The 17,327-nt window shown below is 59.5% G+C and carries 15 protein-coding genes and 1 pseudogene; 8 read left to right on the top strand and 8 right to left on the bottom strand.

Translation table 11 applies throughout. From position 1 onward, the window contains the following. Positions 1 to 10: 10 nt before the first annotated feature. Positions 11 to 1,441, top strand: coding sequence for an exodeoxyribonuclease I (gene sbcB, locus ACA069_RS22220; protein WP_497615216.1), 1,431 nt, complete (start codon positions 11 to 13; stop codon positions 1,439 to 1,441). A gap of 98 nt (positions 1,442 to 1,539) precedes the next feature. Here sbcB and mvaT read toward each other — a convergent pair whose 3' ends face one another. Then, complete coding sequence (gene mvaT / locus ACA069_RS22215) at positions 1,540 to 1,917, bottom strand: histone-like nucleoid-structuring protein MvaT (protein ID WP_007933316.1); 378 nt, start codon at positions 1,915 to 1,917, stop codon at positions 1,540 to 1,542. Between the two features lie 339 nt (positions 1,918 to 2,256). Here mvaT and purU point away from each other — a divergent pair, with 339 nt between their 5' ends. Continuing rightward, entirely contained in the window at positions 2,257 to 3,105 is an 849-nt protein-coding gene (gene purU, locus ACA069_RS22210; RefSeq protein ID WP_187678095.1) for a formyltetrahydrofolate deformylase, read from the top strand. An 86-nt stretch (positions 3,106 to 3,191) separates the two neighbouring features. After that, positions 3,192 to 3,368: a hypothetical protein gene (locus ACA069_RS22205; protein WP_401268656.1), complete on the top strand. Its 177-nt coding sequence runs from the start codon at positions 3,192 to 3,194 to the stop codon at positions 3,366 to 3,368. Here the strand turns inward: ACA069_RS22205 and gpgF are convergent. The 5 genes and pseudogenes from gpgF to ACA069_RS22180 form a co-directional block, all read right to left on the bottom strand. Beyond that, positions 3,352 to 4,350, bottom strand: coding sequence for a glucosaminyl phosphatidylglycerol flippase (gpgF, locus tag ACA069_RS22200; protein ID WP_497615215.1), 999 nt, complete (start codon positions 4,348 to 4,350; stop codon positions 3,352 to 3,354). The two genes, ACA069_RS22205 and gpgF, sit on opposite strands and share 17 nt — an antisense overlap. Beyond that, positions 4,347 to 5,123: an N-acetylglucosaminyl phosphatidylglycerol deacetylase gene (gpgD, locus tag ACA069_RS22195; RefSeq protein ID WP_497615214.1), complete on the bottom strand. Its 777-nt coding sequence runs from the start codon at positions 5,121 to 5,123 to the stop codon at positions 4,347 to 4,349. Before gpgD ends, gpgF begins: the two co-directional genes overlap by 4 nt. After that, a complete protein-coding gene (gpgS, locus tag ACA069_RS22190) occupies positions 5,116 to 6,228 on the bottom strand; it encodes an N-acetylglucosaminyl phosphatidylglycerol synthase (RefSeq protein WP_497615213.1) in 1,113 nt (370 codons plus the stop codon). Before gpgS ends, gpgD begins: the two co-directional genes overlap by 8 nt. A 175-nt stretch (positions 6,229 to 6,403) precedes the next feature. Then, positions 6,404 to 7,168, bottom strand: coding sequence for a methyl-accepting chemotaxis protein (locus ACA069_RS22185; RefSeq protein ID WP_370872677.1), 765 nt, complete (start codon positions 7,166 to 7,168; stop codon positions 6,404 to 6,406). A gap of 93 nt (positions 7,169 to 7,261) precedes the next feature. Next, positions 7,262 to 8,293, bottom strand: a pseudogene (locus tag ACA069_RS22180) (HAMP domain-containing protein); the annotation flags it as partial. A 188-nt stretch (positions 8,294 to 8,481) separates the two neighbouring features. Between ACA069_RS22180 and ACA069_RS22175 the strand changes: the two are divergent. Next, on the top strand, positions 8,482 to 9,960 hold the full coding sequence (locus ACA069_RS22175; protein WP_401268647.1) for a helicase HerA-like domain-containing protein: 1,479 nt from the start codon (positions 8,482 to 8,484) through the stop codon (positions 9,958 to 9,960). A 92-nt stretch (positions 9,961 to 10,052) separates the two neighbouring features. Here the strand turns inward: ACA069_RS22175 and ACA069_RS22170 are convergent, their stop codons facing one another. Then, complete coding sequence (locus ACA069_RS22170; RefSeq protein ID WP_187678089.1) at positions 10,053 to 10,508, bottom strand: DUF721 domain-containing protein; 456 nt, start codon at positions 10,506 to 10,508, stop codon at positions 10,053 to 10,055. Between the two features lie 307 nt (positions 10,509 to 10,815). Here ACA069_RS22170 and secA point away from each other — a divergent pair, with 307 nt between their 5' ends. From secA to ACA069_RS22150, 4 genes are all read left to right on the top strand, one after another. Then, positions 10,816 to 13,551, top strand: coding sequence for a preprotein translocase subunit SecA (gene secA / locus ACA069_RS22165; protein ID WP_497615212.1), 2,736 nt, complete (start codon positions 10,816 to 10,818; stop codon positions 13,549 to 13,551). A 120-nt stretch (positions 13,552 to 13,671) separates the two neighbouring features. After that, positions 13,672 to 14,889 carry a bifunctional glutamate N-acetyltransferase/amino-acid acetyltransferase ArgJ gene (argJ, locus tag ACA069_RS22160; protein WP_187678087.1) on the top strand — a complete coding sequence of 406 codons (1,218 nt, stop codon included), beginning with the start codon at positions 13,672 to 13,674 and terminating at the stop codon, positions 14,887 to 14,889. A 153-nt stretch (positions 14,890 to 15,042) separates the two neighbouring features. Then, on the top strand, positions 15,043 to 15,675 hold the full coding sequence (locus ACA069_RS22155) for a glutathione S-transferase family protein (RefSeq protein WP_489878874.1): 633 nt from the start codon (positions 15,043 to 15,045) through the stop codon (positions 15,673 to 15,675). Further along, complete coding sequence (locus ACA069_RS22150; RefSeq protein ID WP_489878875.1) at positions 15,672 to 16,616, top strand: Nudix family hydrolase; 945 nt, start codon at positions 15,672 to 15,674, stop codon at positions 16,614 to 16,616. Before ACA069_RS22155 ends, ACA069_RS22150 begins: the two co-directional genes overlap by 4 nt. Positions 16,617 to 16,739: 123 nt before the next feature. Here the strand turns inward: ACA069_RS22150 and ACA069_RS22145 are convergent, their stop codons facing one another. Then, entirely contained in the window at positions 16,740 to 17,324 is a 585-nt protein-coding gene (locus tag ACA069_RS22145; RefSeq protein ID WP_497615211.1) for a cob(I)yrinic acid a,c-diamide adenosyltransferase, read from the bottom strand. Between the last annotated feature and the right edge of the window lie 3 nt (positions 17,325 to 17,327).

Here is a 17,327-nt window from a genome sequence, read left to right as displayed (position 1 = left end):
GGAACCGCCCGTGACTTCCATCTTTTGGTACGACTACGAAACCACTGGCATCAATCCCCGCAACGACCGCCCGCTGCAGGTTGCCGGGATTCGCACCGATCATGACCTCAACGAAATTGATGAACCGGTCAATCTCTACTGCCAACCCAGCGAAGACATCCTGCCGCATCCGGCGGCATGCGTAATCACTGGCATTACTCCGAGCCAGCTCGCCGACAAGGGCTTGAGCGAGGCCGATTTCATGACCCGGGTGCATGCACAACTGGCGGCTCCCGGTACGTGCGGCGCCGGTTACAACACGTTGCGGTTCGACGACGAGATGACGCGCTACAGTTTGTACCGCAATTTCTTCGACCCATACGCGCGTGAATGGCAGGGTGGCAACAGTCGCTGGGATCTGATCGATGTGGTCCGCGCCGCGTATGCACTGCGTCCGGACGGGCTGGTCTGGCCGACCGATGACCAGGGTCGGGTAACGCTCAAGCTCGAGCGCCTGACGGCCGTGAACAATATTGATCATGGCCACGCCCACGAGGCCTTGTCGGACGTGCGCGCGACCATCGCGCTGGCGCGGCTGATCCGCGAGAAGCAGCCAAAACTGTATGACTGGTTGTTCCAGTTGCGCAGCAAGCAAAAGGTCATGGATCAGATTCGTCTGTTGCAGCCGCTGGTGCACATTTCAGGGCGCTTCTCGGCGGCGCGCAGTTATGTCGGCGTGGTGCTGCCGTTGGCCTGGCATCCGAAGAACCGCAACGCCTTGATCGTCTGCGATCTGCATCTGGATCCTCAGGGCTTGCTCGATCTCGATGCGCAGACCCTGCGCCAGCGCCTGTACACCCGCCGTGACGATTTGCTGGAAGGTGAGTTGCCGGTGCCGCTCAAACTGATTCATATCAATCGTTGCCCGGTGGTGGCGCCACTGTCGGTATTGCGTGCGCAAGATCAGCAGAGACTGGGGCTGGACATGGCGCTTTATCAGGACCGAGCGCTGCGACTAACTGACGCACAAGAAGTTTGGAAAGATAAAGTTGCGGCGATTTATGCCAGCGAAGACTTCACCCCGAGCGAGGATCCGGAACAACAGTTGTACGACGGATTTATCGGTGACCGCGACCGACGTCTATGTGAGCAAGTGAGAACGGCCGATCCTGCGCAATTAGCGCAAGAGCAATGGCCTTTCGATGATGAACGTTTGCCTGAATTACTCTTTCGATATCGAGCGCGTAACTTTCCCGACACCTTGAATTTTGAAGAGCAGGAACGTTGGCGAATATTTTGTCAGCAGCGTTTGTCCGCGCCTGAATGGGGGGCTCCAAATACCCTGACATCTTTTACAGAGGCCGCAGAGAAATGGGCGATTAGTGCGACGCCGGTGCAGAGTGCGGTGCTCAATGAATGGCAGAATTATGTCCAGGCATTACGCAAACGTTTGAATCTTTGAAATCGAACATGACCGGGTTAATTCCGGACATAAAAAAACGCCAGCATTCGCTGGCGTTTCATTTTCACCGCAGATCAGTCTGCGGCAGGCGTTGCGGCTTAGCCCAGCAGGGTAGCCCAGCCTTCAACCACGTCACCGCCCCACTTGGCTTTCCACTCTTTCAGAGTTTTATGGTTGCCACCTTTGGTTTCGATGACTTCGCCGTTGTGCGGGTTTTTGTATTGTTTAACTTTGCGAGCACGCTTGGTGCCGGTAGTTTTTACTGCGCCGCCGCGTGGAGCCTTGGTTTTGGATTCTGGATCCAGCAGGGCGATGATGTCACGCAGGGATTTGGAGTATTCGCCCATCAGGGTGCGCAGTTTGCCTTCGAATTCCAGCTCGGTTTGCAGTTTGTCGTCTTGCGACAGGTTCTTCAAACGGGCTTGCAGCTCTTTGATAGCTTCTTCGGTGGCGCGATATTCGTTGATCAAGGACATGATTACTACCTTAGTAGAGTGCTGAGTGGCAGGGGACAGTGCCGCAATAATAGTCAGGCTGTTTCATCAAGTAAACATTTAACCGGGGTTTTTATTTAAATTAGTTACAAGAATTAGCGGCAAATTGAATGTTCGGTTAAATAGTGTGATGCAGTCATCACAGATACTCACAGTTATCTGATCTAGCAGTACCTCCGAATCGCCGTCCCGTTGACGGTTGTCCCCGTCAAAAAGCTGTACGCCGGGGTGGGGCGAACGCCCCCGAGCTCATCAATACTGCAGTTTTGCTGCGCAGTCGCTAGAATGGCGGCCTTTGCGAAGTTCTGGAGTTTCCCCCTCATGCGCACTTTTCGGCTGGTGATTTCTTGCCCGGACCGCGTTGGCATTGTTGCCAAAGTCAGTAATTTTCTGGCATCCCATAATGGCTGGATCACCGAAGCGAGCCACCACTCGGATAATCAGATCGGTTGGTTCTTCATGCGTCACGAAATTCGTGCCGATTCGCTGCCGTTCGGTATTGAAGTCTTGCGCGAGAAGTTTGCACCGATCGCCGAAGAGTTCTCGATGGACTGGCGCATCACCGACACCGAGCAGAAAAAACGCGTGGTGCTGATGGCCAGCCGCGAATCCCATTGCCTGGCCGATCTGCTGCACCGCTGGCACAGCGATGAACTGGATTGCGAAATCTCCTGCGTGATTTCCAACCACGACGATCTGCGTAGCATGGTCGAGTGGCACGGCATTCCTTATTACCACGTCCCGGTCAATCCGCAGGACAAGGAACCGGCCTTCGCCGAAGTGTCGCGTCTGGTCAAACAACACGATGCCGAAGTGGTGGTGCTGGCGCGCTACATGCAAATCCTGCCGCCGGCGCTGTGCCGCGAATACGCGCACCAGGTCATCAACATTCACCACAGCTTCCTGCCGTCGTTCGTCGGTGCCAAGCCTTACCACCAGGCCTCCCTGCGTGGCGTGAAACTGATCGGTGCGACCTGCCACTACGTGACCGAAGAGCTGGACGCCGGTCCGATCATCGAGCAGGACGTTGTCCGCGTCAGCCACAGCGACAGCATCGAAGACATGGTGCGTTTCGGTCGTGACGTCGAGAAGATGGTGTTGGCGCGTGGCCTTCGCTATCACCTCGAAGATCGTGTGCTGGTACATGGCAACAAGACTGTAGTGTTCTGATCGAACGACTTCATGCTTGAAAAACGAAGGGCTTGGGCGTTGAATCGCCCAAGCCCTTCGCCGTTTCAGAATCAGAGGACATGCAGATGAGCGATCCACTGGACAAAGCCACTTCCAAAGCACCCGCGACATTGGGCGAGGGCTGTTTGAGTCGGTATGACCCGGATGACCTGAGTCCAGACGACGGGACGGAGTTTCCCGGCGCTGCCGAGTTGTGGGAGCAACTCAAGGATGAACAGAGCGAGCCTAAGAAGCCTGCCTGACCTTCAGCAGCTTTCTGAGTAGCGGCCGTCCGAGCATCAGCAGAAACACCGGCCCGCCCACCACCAGATAAAAGTAGAACGTCACCACCCGCCAGATCAGAATCGCCGCCGCGGCAGTGGATTTGCCGACCATCGGTGCCAGTAGCGCCGCCGAGGTCAATTCTGCGGCACCTGCGCCGCCCGGCAGCAGGCTGAACTGGCCGGCGCCCAGCGAGAGCATCTGCACCAGAAAACTCCACGCCCACTGCAAATCCGCCCCCAGCCCACGCAGCGCCAGATACAGCACGCTATAGCGCAGTAGCCAGTGCACGCAGGTCAGGGCGAAGACTTTGCTCAAGGTCTGCCAAGGCAACTTCAGCGTATCGATGAACGCGGCAAGAAAATGCAGCAGCTTGCGTGCCCAGCGGCGACGGGTGCTGGCGCGCACGTTCATTCGAGCCAGCAGCCGTCCGCTCAGGCGAATCAGTTGGCGGTGGTAGCGCGCCAGCAGTACACAACTGCACAAACCGCCGAACAGCGACACCGCGCTGACGATCAGCAGCCATTCCATGCGATCGCTGAGGTGTTGGAACAGTGCGTAAATCAGAATCCCGCTCAGGGCGCAGAGAAAAAACAGCAAATCGCTCAACTGATCCATGGCAAATACTGCGCTGCCCCGGGCCGGGCGCACGCCGCTGCGGGCCAGCAACGCCATGATCGTCAGCGGCCCGCCGCTACCGCCGGGTGTCGCGCAGTAGGCGAATTCGGCGGCCATGACCACGCCGAGGCTTTTCATCGGCGTGACGCGATCCCGTTGATCACCGAGCAACAAACGCAGGCGCAAGGTGTTGATGCCCCAGCACAGCAGGATCATGCCGAACATGATCAGCAGCCATTGCAACGGAAAGCTCTGCAGGCGCGCCCAGATTTCGCTGCCGCCGAGCAGCAGCGGGATCGACACCGCCGCGAGCAGGCCGATCAACAAGACAATGCCGCGACTCATGCGGCGTGTTCCTGTTGACCGCGCTGTTGGGCGAGCCAGTTCACTTTGGTCATCGGTACTCGTCCTTCATTCAGCAATCGTTCGAGAGTGTTCAGCCAGTAATGGCGGGAGAATTCGTGGCGCATGTCCACCGGGTGCAAGCCTAGCCGAATCACCGGCGCCTGGCGCCAGTGCTGTTCACGCTGGTCGCTGATGATCTTCGACAGGCCGCGACGCCATGCACTGCGGGCGCTCCAGACCAGCCCCGGCGCATCGATGGAGGTGAAGTCCGGTAAACGATAAAGATGCTGCGGGTCGCTGGTGTAGCTTAGCGGCAGTTCGCGCAGGGCCTGCCGTGTGCCGTCGCTCATCAGCCAGGCGGGGGCGACGAAACCCTGCAGCGGCCAGTCGTAACGCCGGAACAGGTCAATGCCGGCGCGCAGTCTGGCGAGAGCGGCTTCGCGAGACAAGTGATAAAACTCGCCTTCATGGGTATAAATGCGCCGCATGAACCAATCGCGCGGCGTGGTCGGGCCTGGCTCCTGGTCGTCGTGAAAGTAACCGTGCAGAGCCAACTCATCGCCGCGGGCGACGCGTGCGCTCAGCAGCCGGCGAAAGTCCTTATGAGCATCGAGGTTGTTGTGGCGATGAAAATTCGGCACCACCAGCCAGGTCATTGGCACGTCACCCAAAGCATCGACGGCTTCAACAAAGGGTCGGTAATCCGTCCAGGTCGAGGGGGCCACGTCGTGCAGCACCAGCAACACGGCGGGCCGATTGAGCGAGTCAGCCATTAGCCACCCGTGGAATCCCATGGCCGAGGACAGCGTGATAGTGACTGAGCAGACTGTCGACCACCGTGTCCCAGGCGTAATGCCGTTCGACATGCTGGCGCGCTTGCTGGCCGAGTTTCACGCTGCCGCGACTGAACAATTCCCGCACGGCATTGGCCATGGCCTGGGGATTGTTCGGCGCACACAGCAGACCGCACGACTCAGTGACGATTTCTTCGAACGCACCTGCCGCCACAGCGACCACTGGAATACCGCTGGCCATCGCTTCGAGGATCACCAGACCGAAGGTTTCCTGATCGCCGGCATGCAACAACGCATCGGCACTGGCCATCAGGCGTGCCACGGTCGGTGCCGGGCAGAACTCATCAATGACGCTGACGTTGTCCGGCACTGCGGCGGGCATCGCCGAGCCGACCAGCAACAAGTGATAGCGCGAGCCAAGGCGCTGCATGCACTTGAGCAAGACCGGCAGGTTTTTCTCTTTCGAACCGCGCCCGGCGAAGATCAGCAGGCGGGCGTCTTCGGCAATGCCCAGTTCGGCCCGCAAGTCCGGGTCGCGGGCGCCGGGGTGAAAGGTTTGCAGATCAACGCCCAACGGCTGTACGAAGACGTTGCGCACGCCCAGGCCTGTGAGCTTGTCAGCCATCACCTGACTGGGCGCGAGAACCCGGTCGAAGTTGCCATACAACTTGGTGACATAGGCCTCGACGTTGGGCGTGACCCAATGCCCCATGCGGTTGCTGACCAACAGCGGCAAGTCCGAGTGATAGAAACCGATCACCGGCACGTCCAGCTGCCGCCGGGCATCCAGAGCTGCCCACGCGGTGAGGTACGGATCGCCGACCTCGATCAGATCGGGCTGCAAATCCTGCAAGACATTTCTCCAAGGAGCCAGGCGTACCGGAAAGCGGTAGCCCTTGCCGAAGGGCAGGGCGGGGGCGGGAACCGTGTAAACGCCATCGTGTTCACCGACATGCGCGCCGGGGATCAGCAAACTGTGGCGAATCCCGGGTTTGACGCTCAACCGACGGTGTTTTGCATCCAGATAAGTACGTACGCCACCGCTGGCCGGGGCGTAGAACATGGTGATGTCGGCGATATGCACGGTGATCGTCCCTCCGCAGCGTTGCTCTCCTTTGGTTGACCTTTATCCAGAATAGATGTTCGGTCGGGATTGCGCGGGGTAGGGCCGATGCGAAAAGATCGCAGCGTGCGGCTGCTCCTGCAGGGAAAACACATTCCCACTGCAGGAGCTGCCAAAGGCTGCGATCTTTTGATTTTCAGATGCGGAAACTACCCACCAATTGCTTCAACCGCGAAGCCTGCTGCTCCAGATCCGAACAGGCACGCAATGTCGCGTGCAGGTTCTCCACCCCTTCCTGGTTCAGCGTATTGATCTCGGTGATATCGACGTTGATCGACTCGACCACGGCGGTTTGTTCCTCGGTCGCCGTAGCCACCGACTGGTTCATCCCATCGATCTCGCCAATGCGTTGGGTCACGCTGTTCAAGCGCTCGCCCGCCAGGTTGGCGATTTCCACGCTGTCCTGGCTGTGACGCTGGCTGTCGCTCATGGTGCTCACCGATTCCCGGGCGCCGACTTGCAGCTCCTCGATCATGGTTTGTACCTGCTGCGCCGATTCCTGGGTGCGGTGGGCGAGGTTACGCACTTCGTCCGCCACCACGGCAAATCCGCGCCCGGCCTCACCGGCACGCGCGGCTTCAATCGCCGCGTTGAGCGCCAGCAGGTTGGTTTGCTGGGAAATACTGGTGATCACTTCGAGAATCTGCCCGATGTTCACGGTTTTGCTGTTCAGCGACTCGATATTGCTGCTCGACGCGCTGAGCATGCTCGACAGTTGATTCATCGCCTTGATGCTGCGATCCACCACTTGCTGGCCGTCTTCGGCGAGGCCGCGGGCGTCGCTGGCCTGGTTCGAGGCTTGCGCGGCGTTGCGGGCGATTTCCTGGGCGGCGGCGCCAAGTTGGTTGATCGCGGCGGCGACACTGCTGGTGCGCGACGCCTGCTGATCGGAGTTGTACATCGACGAGTTCGACGCCGCGACCACACGCAGGGCGACTTCGTTAACCTGCCCGGTGGCCGACGACACTTCGCGGATCGAGCCATGAATACGCTCGACGAAACGGTTGAACGCGGTACCGAGTACACCGAATTCATCGTTATTGACGATGGTCAGGCGCTTGGTCAGGTCGCCTTCGCCATCGGCGATGTCCTCCATGGCGCGGGTCATGACGTGCAGCGGCTGGATCAGGATGCGGATCAGCATGCCGAGCAGGGCAATGATGATCGCCACGGCAATCACCGTTGCGATTACTGCCGAGGTGCGGAACTCGCTGAGCATCGCGAACGCCTTGTCTTTGTCCACTGACAGGCCGATGTACCAGTTCACCGACGGCAGACCCTTGATCGGGGCGAAAGTGACGATGCGGGTCTTGCCATCGACAGTGACTTCACTGAAGTCGCTGCTGATGCGCGGGGTGTCCTGCGGATAGGCCTCCTTCAGTGATTTCATCACCAGGGCTTTGTCCGGGTGCACGAGGATCTTGCCGTCGGCGCTGACCAGGAACACATAACCCATGCCGTCGAAATCCCGGGCGGCCAGGGTGTCGACCAGTGATTGCAGGCTCAAGTCACCGCCGACCACGCCAACGCTCTGACCGGCCTTTTTCGAGGCGGTGGCGATGGAGATGATCAACTGGCCGGTCGCGGCGTCGATGTACGGTTCGGTCAGGGTCGGTGTGCTGCTGCTCTCGGCACCTTTGTACCAAGGACGAACGCGTGGATCGAAACCGTCCGGCATCTTCACGTCCGGGCGGATGGTGAAGTGGCCGGTGGCATCGCCCAGATAGGTCGCCATGAATGTCGAGGTCAGGGACTTCTGTTCCAGCAGGCTGGCGACATTGGTCGCTTCCGGGTTGATGGCGATGTTCTGGGCAGCGTTCTCGACCAGCAGAATGCGGCCATTGAGCCAGGTCTGGATATTGTCGGCGGTGACCTCGCCCATCTCGTTGAGATAGTTGTTCAGGTCATCGCGGATTGCGTTGCGCTGTAGCCAGTCGTTGTACAGCGTGAACGAGGCGAAAGCGGCGATGACGATGAGGGCGGCGGCAAGCAAAATTTTATGGCTGAAGCGCAGGTTTTTGTTCATGGCTTGGGGTTCCGCTAAGGTCTTAATGTCCTGGGCGTGCTTTTATAAAGACGCTCAATATGGGCAAGGGTGAAAAAAGCTGATATTTCCGTCTCTCCTTAGGGAAATGTCCGACCCGACTTTTCAGTCAGGTTCACGCCTTTATTTATCGGCCATCGCGAATTAAAGATTAACCATTGGGTGACAAAATGCCTGACTCATCGCAACTCGTAATCGGCGCCGATCTCGCGGGGCAACCGATAGCCCAGGCCATGCGCCTGGCCAACCGACATGGACTGGTTGCCGGCGCGACCGGCACCGGTAAAACCGTGACTTTGCAACGTCTGGCCGAAGCCTTCAGCGACGCGGGCGTCGCGGTGTTTGCCGCTGATATCAAGGGAGATCTGTGCGGCCTCGGTGCTGCCGGCAACCCGCAGGGTAAGGTCGCCGAGCGCATCGCCGGCATGCCATGGCTCAATTACAAACCGCAGGCTTATCCCGTGACCTTGTGGGACATTCACGGTCAGTCCGGTCATCCACTGCGCACCACGTTGAGTGAAATGGGGCCGCTGCTGATTGGCAGCCTGCTCGAGCTGACCGACAGTCAGCAATCGGCGCTCTATGCGGCGTTCAAGGTCGCCGATCGCGAAGGCCTGTTGTTGCTGGATCTGAAGGATCTGAAAGCGCTGCTCAATCACCTCAAGGACAATCCACAGCTGTTGGGCGAAGACGCCGCGCTGATGACCACCGGTTCCAGTCAGGCACTGTTACGCCGCTTGGCAACGCTGGAGCAGCAGGGTGCCGAAGCCTTGTTTGGCGAGCCGGCGCTGCAACTGGAAGACATCCTGCAACCCGCTGCCGATGGCCGTGGGCGCATTCATCTGCTCGATGCCAGCCGTCTGGTACACGAGGCGCCGAAGGTTTATGCGACGTTTCTGTTATGGCTGCTGGCCGAACTGTTCGAGCAGTTGCCGGAGCGCGGCGATGCCGATAAACCGCTGCTGGCGCTGTTTTTCGATGAGGCGCACTTGTTGTTTGGCGATACGCCAAAGGCGTTGCAGGAGCGGCTGGAGCAGGTGGTGCGGTTGATCCGTTCCAAGGGCGTGGGTGTGTATTTCGTCACCCAGTCGCCGACTGACCTGCCGGACGACGTGTTGGCACAGTTGGGGCTGCGCATCCAGCACGGCCTGCGTGCATTCACTGCAAAAGAGCAGAAATCCCTGCGTGCCGTAGCCGATGGGTTTCGGCCTAATCCGGCGTTCGACAGTCTGTCGGTGCTGACCGAGCTTGGGATCGGTGAGGCGTTGGTCGGTACGCTTGCCGAGAAAGGCACGCCGGAAATGGTTCAGCGCGTGTTGGTCGCACCGCCGCAATCGCGGATCGGGCCGTTAACCGAAACCGAGCGAACAATGCTGATTGCCGGATCGCCGTTCAAGGGGCGCTATGACAAACCGATCGATCGGGAGTCGGCTTATGAAATCCTGATGGGGCGTAAAGGGTTGGCCCCGGAGGCTGAAGCGCCGGCAGCTACTCAAGAACCGAGTCTGGCGGACAGGGCTGGCGAGTTCCTGGGGACCGCGGCAGGGCAGGCGCTGAAGTCGGCGATGCGCCAAGCGGCCAACAACCTGGGCAAGCAACTGGTGCGTGGCCTGATGGGTTCGCTGCTCGGAGGCAGCAAACGCCGCTAAAAGCAAAGATCGTCCGATCGCGGCCCGAGCCTGCGGCACCTCCTAGAGGGGATGCATTCCAGCTGTAGAAGCTGCCGCAGGCTGCGATTTTTTCAGGGCTTGGCTTTGGCGTGCGCCGCAAGGCGCTCCAGCGCCGCCCGCAGATTCGGATCACTGATCCCGTCCGCCGTGGCCTGAATGGTCGCCGCTGCATCCGTTGAAAGATCCATCGTATGCCCGGTTGCTCCACGCTGAACCGTCGGTGGTTGAACCTTGAACAGAATCCGCGTCAGGCTGGCGAACTCGTCGAACATCTGCAATTGCCGTTGCAAGCGCTTTTGCTGATAGCGCAGGCGAGTGGCCCAATGACCATCGGTGACAATTAACAGGAGACTGCCCTCACGCCACGACGCCACATGGCAATGTTCGCGGGCGGCGGGTTGCAGTTGGCTTTCGAGCAGGCGTTGCAGATGGCCCAGTCGCTGGGCATGGCCGAGGATGGCTTTGAGCGGCTTGGCTTCGCGTAGCAAAACGGCGGGTGCTTTGGCCGTAAGAGGGCGAAACGCCATGATCGAACACCTGAAAGTACAGAGGCGCCATGGTAGCAGAAAGCACCGAATTCACTCGCCCATTGCTTTTGCCCCTGCTTTGCCCATTAAATCAACGACTAACTTCTTTTGCGTACGACTTGAAGTTGAGCAAAACGCCCCTATTTTAAGTGAGCCCCGTCAAAGCGCAGTGCCAGCATCGTGGAATATCGCCACTTTCCTCACCACCGTTTCCGGGTAGAATGCTCGTTCGCATGCGGCCATGAGGGCTGCACGGGCGACTCACGGGGCCGCCCTCCATCCCTTTAGTGTGGAAGATCCTGCCGATATGTTTGCGCCTTTGTTAAAGAAACTTTTTGGAAGCAAGAACGAGCGTGAAGTCAAACGCATGCTCAAGACGGTGCAGCTCGTCAATGCCTTCGAAGAGCAAATGGTGGCCCTTTCGGACGATCAATTGCGCGCCAAGACCGATGAGTTCAAGGCCCGCATCGCCAAAGGGGAAACCCTCGACAAGCTGTTGCCAGAAGCCTTTGCGGTCGCCCGCGAAGCCGGCAAGCGCATCATGGGTATGCGCCACTTCGACGTGCAACTCGTCGGCGGCATGACCTTGCATGAAGGCAAAATCGCCGAAATGCGCACCGGTGAGGGTAAAACCCTCGTGGCTACGCTGGGTGTTTACCTCAACGCACTGTCCGGCAAGGGCGTGCACGTTGTGACGGTGAACGACTACCTGGCCCGTCGTGACGCCAACTGGATGCGCCCGCTGTATGAGTTCCTCGGCCTGACCGTCGGCGTCGTGACGCCGTTCCAGCCGCCGGAAGAGAAGCGTCTCGCTTACGCTGCCGACATCACCTACGGCACCAACAACGAATTCGGTTTCGACTACCTGCGCGACAACATGGCGTTCAGCATGGAAGAAAAATTCCAGCGCGAACTCAATTTTGCCGTGATCGACGAAGTCGACTCCATCCTCATCGACGAAGCACGTACCCCACTGATCATTTCCGGTCAGGCCGAGGACAGCTCCAAGCTGTACACCGAGATCAACAAACTGATCCCGCAGCTGGAACTGCACGTTGAAGAAGTCGAAGGGGAAGTCACCAAGGCTGGCCACTACACCGTTGACGAGAAGACCCGTCAGGTCGAACTCAACGAAGCCGGTCATCAGTTCATCGAAGACATGCTCTCCCGTGTCGGCCTGCTGGCTGAGGGCGAGAGCCTGTACTCGGCGCATAACCTGGGTCTGCTGACCCACGTTTATGCCGGTCTGCGTGCGCACAAGCTGTTCAATCGCAACATTGAATACATCGTGCAGGACGGTCAGGTCGTACTGGTCGACGAGCACACCGGCCGTACCATGCCGGGCCGTCGTTTGTCCGAAGGTCTGCACCAGGCCATCGAAGCCAAAGAAGGCTTGAACATTCAGGCCGAGAGCCAGACCCTGGCATCGACCACGTTCCAGAACTACTTCCGTCTGTACACCAAGCTGTCCGGCATGACCGGTACCGCTGACACCGAAGCGTTTGAATTCCACCAGATCTATGGTCTGGAAGTGATGGTCATTCCGCCGAACAAGCCGTTGGCGCGTAAAGACTTCAACGACCTGGTGTTCCTGACAGCCGAAGAGAAGTACGCGGCGATCGTGACGGACATCAAGGAAAGCATGGCCGCTGGCCGTCCGGTGCTGGTGGGTACTGCGACCATCGAAACCTCCGAGCACATGTCCGCACTGCTCGTGAAGGAAGGCATCGAACACAAGGTTCTGAACGCCAAGTTCCACGAAAAAGAAGCCGAGATCATCGCGCAAGCCGGTCGTCCGGGCGCACTGACCATCGCCACCAACATGGCCGGTCGTGGTACCGACATCCTGTTGGGCGGTAACTGGGAAGTTGAAGTCGCATCGCTGGAAGACCCGACCCCTGAGCAGATCGCCCAAATCAAGGCCGACTGGCAGAAGCGTCACCAGCAAGTGCTGGAGTCCGGCGGTTTGCAGGTGATTGCATCCGAGCGTCACGAATCCCGTCGTATCGACAACCAGCTGCGTGGCCGTGCCGGCCGTCAGGGTGACGCCGGTTCCAGCCGCTTCTACCTCTCGCTGGAAGACAGCCTGATGCGTATCTTCGCCTCTGACCGGGTGAAGAACTTCATGAAAGCCCTGGGCATGCAGCCGGGCGAAGCGATTGAGCACCGCATGGTGACCAACGCGATCGAGAAGGCGCAGCGCAAGGTTGAAGGCCGCAACTTCGACATTCGTAAGCAACTGCTTGAGTTCGACGACGTTAACAACGAACAGCGTAAAGTGATTTATCACATGCGTAACACGTTGCTGGCCGCCGACAACATCGGTGAAACCATCGCCGACTTCCGTCAGGACGTACTCAACGCGACTGTCAGCGCTCACATTCCGCCGCAATCGCTGCCAGAACAGTGGGACGTCGCCGGTCTGGAAGCCTCGCTGCAGAGCGACTTCGGTGTGGCGTTGCCGATCCAGCAATGGCTCGACGAAGACGATCACCTGTACGAAGAAACCCTGCGCGAGAAGCTCATGACCGAGCTGATGGCCGCGTACAACGAGAAAGAAGATCAGGCCGGTGCCGAAGCACTGCGCTCCTTCGAGAAGCAAATCGTTCTGCGCGTGCTGGACGACCTGTGGAAAGACCACCTGTCGACCATGGATCACCTGCGTCACGGCATCCACCTGCGTGGCTACGCTCAGAAGAACCCGAAGCAGGAATACAAGCGCGAGTCGTTCACGCTGTTCTCCGAGCTGCTGGATTCGATCAAGCGCGACTCCATCCGTGTGCTGTCGCACGTTCAGGTTCGCCGTGAAGATCCGGAAGCCGAAGAGCAACGTCTGCGTCAGGAAGCCGAAGCACTGGCCGCCCGCATGCAGTTCGAACACGCCGAAGCCCCTGGTCTTGATCAGCCGGAAATCCTGGGTGAAGAGGTCGATGTGGCCCTCGCCACCGCCCCGGTTCGCAATGACCAGAAGCTAGGCCGCAACGAACTGTGCTACTGCGGTTCGGGCAAGAAATTCAAGCATTGCCACGGGCAGATTCAGTAACACCCGTTTCAATCGCTGATGTACCCGCGCCGCGACCGGCATAAGCCGTCGCGGCGTTTTGCCATTTAAACCACCGCTTTCAAATGGCGGTGCTGACTTCATTGAGTAAGGAGCGCATTCATGGCTGTTGGTCTTGGTCCTTTGCCAACGTTGCACCCGGTTGCCGGTTTTGAACTCGGTATCGCCTCGGCCGGCATCAAGCGCCCCGGGCGCAAAGATGTCGTGGTGATGCGCTGCGCCGAAGGTTCGACCGTGGCGGGCGTATTCACGTTGAACGCCTTTTGTGCAGCGCCGGTGATCCTCGCGAAAAAACGCGTGCAGAACGCTGTGCGCTACCTGCTGACCAACACCGGTAACGCCAACGCCGGTACCGGCGAACCAGGCCTGGCCGCTGCCGAGCGCACCTGCGCCAAACTGGCCGAGCTGACCGGCGTTGCTGCTGAGCAGATCCTGCCGTACTCAACGGGTGTCATCGGCGAGCCATTGCCGGTCGAGAAAATTGAAGGTGCCTTGCAAGCCGCACTGGACGATCTGTCGGAAAACAACTGGGAAGCGGCCGCCACCGGCATCATGACCACCGACACCCTGCCCAAAGGGGCCAGCCGCCAGTTCCAGCATGACGGCGTGACCATCACCGTTACCGGCATCAGCAAAGGCGCGGGCATGATTCGTCCGAACATGGCGACCATGCTCGGCTACATCGCCACCGACGCCAAAGTCTCCCGCGATGTCCTGCAAAACCTGATGCTCGACGGCGCCAACAAGTCGTTCAACCGCATCACTATCGACGGCGACACTTCGACTAACGACTGCTGCATGCTGATCGCCACCGGCAAGGCTGCACTGCCGGAAATCACCCGCGCGGAAGGCGAACTGTTCGCCAAACTCAAGCAAGCGGTGTTCGAAGTGTGCATGGACGTGGCCCAGGCCATCGTGCGAGACGGCGAAGGCGCAACCAAGTTCGTCACCGTTGAAGTCAACGGTGGCGGCAATCACCAGGAATGCCTGGACGTCGGCTACACCGTGGCGCACTCGCCGCTGATCAAGACCGCGCTGTTCGCCTCCGACCCGAACTGGGGACGCATCCTGGCCGCTGTCGGCCGTGCCGGCGTGCCGGATCTGGACGTGAGCAAGATCGACGTGTTCCTCGGCGATGTGTGTATCGCCAGCCGTGGCGCCCGCGCTGAGACCTACACTGAGGCGCAGGGCTCGGCGGTGATGCAGCAGGAAGAGATCACCATCCGTATCGAGCTGGGTCGCGGCGATTGCAGCGAAACCATCTGGACCACTGACCTGTCGCATGAATACGTGAAGATCAACGCCGAATACCGGACCTGATCCGAGACCGAGTCGCTGCCATCGCCAGCAGTCTGGCTCCCACAGGGTTTGTGTTCACTGAACATCTACCGTGGGAGCTAGCTTGCTAGCGATGGCGTCGGTTCAGGCATCGCAAGTCCCAAAGCTTTTCCACTGACGAAAAGGCGCCAAACCATGTCTCTGCACCTGATCATCGGCGACAAACTGCTTTCCTCCTGGTCCCTGCGCGCCGCCCTGGCGCTCGAATTGACCGGCGCTCCCTACACCGAAGAGTTGATCAAACTCGGCAAGCCCGACACCCGCGAGCGTCTGCTCAAGCATTCGCCGACTGCCAAAGTGCCCCTGCTGAAAACCGCACGCGGCACCGTGGCTGATTCCTTGGCTATCGCTGAGTACCTCGCCGAGCAGTTTGCGTCCGAGCAGCTTTGGCCAACCGACCTCTTCGCCCGCGCCCAGGCGCGATCCGCCTGTGCGCAAATGCACAGTGGCTTCTTCGCCATGCGCAACCACATGCCGTTCAACCTGAGCCACAACGCGCCGCTGAACCCGGTGCCGCCGGAAGTGAAGGTCGATATCGAACGCATGCTCGCCTTGTGGGCTGAATGCCGTGCTGTCGCCACCGAGAGCGGGCCGTACCTGTTTGGTCGTTTGAGCCTGGCCGATGCGTTCTTCGCACCGATTGCCGTGCGTTTGCGCACCTATCAGGTGAAGCTGCCGGCCGCCGACGAAGCCTATGTTGAAACCGTCTACCAATGGCCGGCCTTCAAGGCATGGCAGAAGGCTGGACTGGAGGAGATGAACCCGTGAAACGTGTACACGTCGCGGCTGCCGTCATACGTGACGACAGTGGCAAAATTCTCATCGCCCGCCGTGCCGACACCCAGCATCAGGGTGGTTTGTGGGAGTTTCCCGGCGGCAAGGTCGAGGCTGACGAGTCGGTCGAAACCGCGCTGGCCCGTGAGCTGCACGAAGAGTTGGGCATTGTCGTAGGCAGCGCCCGGCCATTGATCAAGGTGCGTCACGATTACCCGGACAAACAGGTGTTGCTGGATGTCTGGGAAGTCTCGGACTTCAGCGGCGAACCCCACGGTGCCGAAGGTCAGCCATTGGCCTGGGTAACCGCGAAGGAGCTGGCGAACTACGAGTTTCCGGCGGCCAACCAGCCAATCGTCGCAGCGGCACGTTTGCCAGCCGAATACCTGATTACTCCGGAAGATCTGGAAACCCCGGCGTTGTTACGGGGCATCCAGAAGGCGATTGCCGGCGGGATCAAATTGATCCAGCTGCGTGCGCCCAATGGCTACGACCCGAAGTACCGTGATCTGGCGGTGGATGCAGCGGGTCTGTGTGCCGGCAAGGCGCAGTTGATGATCAAGGGGCCGTTCGAATGGCTCGGTGATTTCCCGTCCGCCGGGTGGCACATCACCTCCGCGCAACTGCGCAAGTATGCGGCGGCGGGGCGACCGTTGCCTGCGGAGCGTTGGTTGGCGGCGTCTTGCCATAACGCCGAAGAACTGGCGCTGGCCGAACAGATGGGCGTGGATTTCGTGACCCTGTCGCCGGTGCAGCCGACGTTGACTCATCCGGATGCGCAGCCGTTGGGCTGGGAGCAGGCTTCGACGTTGATCGAGGGCTTCAGCAAACCGGTGTTCGTGTTGGGCGGGGTTGGCCCGGCTGAGCGTGAGAAGGCCTGGAGCTTTGGGGCTCAGGGTGTGGCAGGGATTCGGGCGTTCTGGCCAGAAGCCTGATTCTTTATTTAGGCTAAAGGCCCCATCGCGAGCAGGCTCACTCCTACAGTTGACCGCGTTTTGTCAGTAGACATGCGGTCAACTGTAGGAGTGAGCCTGCTCGCGATAGCGTCATATCTGGCGCTATTGATCTGAAGGCTTCGCCGCCGGCAGCCACAAAATCTCCGCAACCCCCTGCCGCCGCGCAATCACTCGCGCCGCCACAAACAACAGATCCGACAACCGATTGATGTACGCCAAACCAACCCCGGCCAACGGCTCGATCGCATTCAAATGCTGACAGCGCCGCTCGGCACTTCTCGCCAGACTCCGGCACACATGGGCCTGAGCAATCAGCATCGAGCCCCCCGGCAGAATGAAATTCTCCAGCGGCCCCAGCTCCTCATTCCACACATCGATCGCCGCTTCCAATCGTTCGATTTCTGCCTCGTTCAGTGCCTGATATTCCGGCATTGCCAACTCGCCACCCAGATCGAACAGCCGATGCTGACACGGCGCCAACACCTCAATCAGCTCATTCAAGCCAGGCGTAGCTTCACGTTCGGCAAGCAGCCCGGCCAACAACACGCCGACCTGACTGTTTAGCGTATCGACTTCACCAATCGCCTCGATACGCGGGTGATCCTTGGGCACACGGCGGCCATCGCCCAGGCCGGTTTCGCCTTTGTCGCCGGTGCGTGTGTAGATTTTCGACAGGCGAAAGCCCATGGG

The sequence above is a fragment of the Pseudomonas sp. LBUM1652 genome, assembly GCF_059716105.1.
This window is presented reverse-complemented; position numbering and strand designations above follow the sequence as displayed.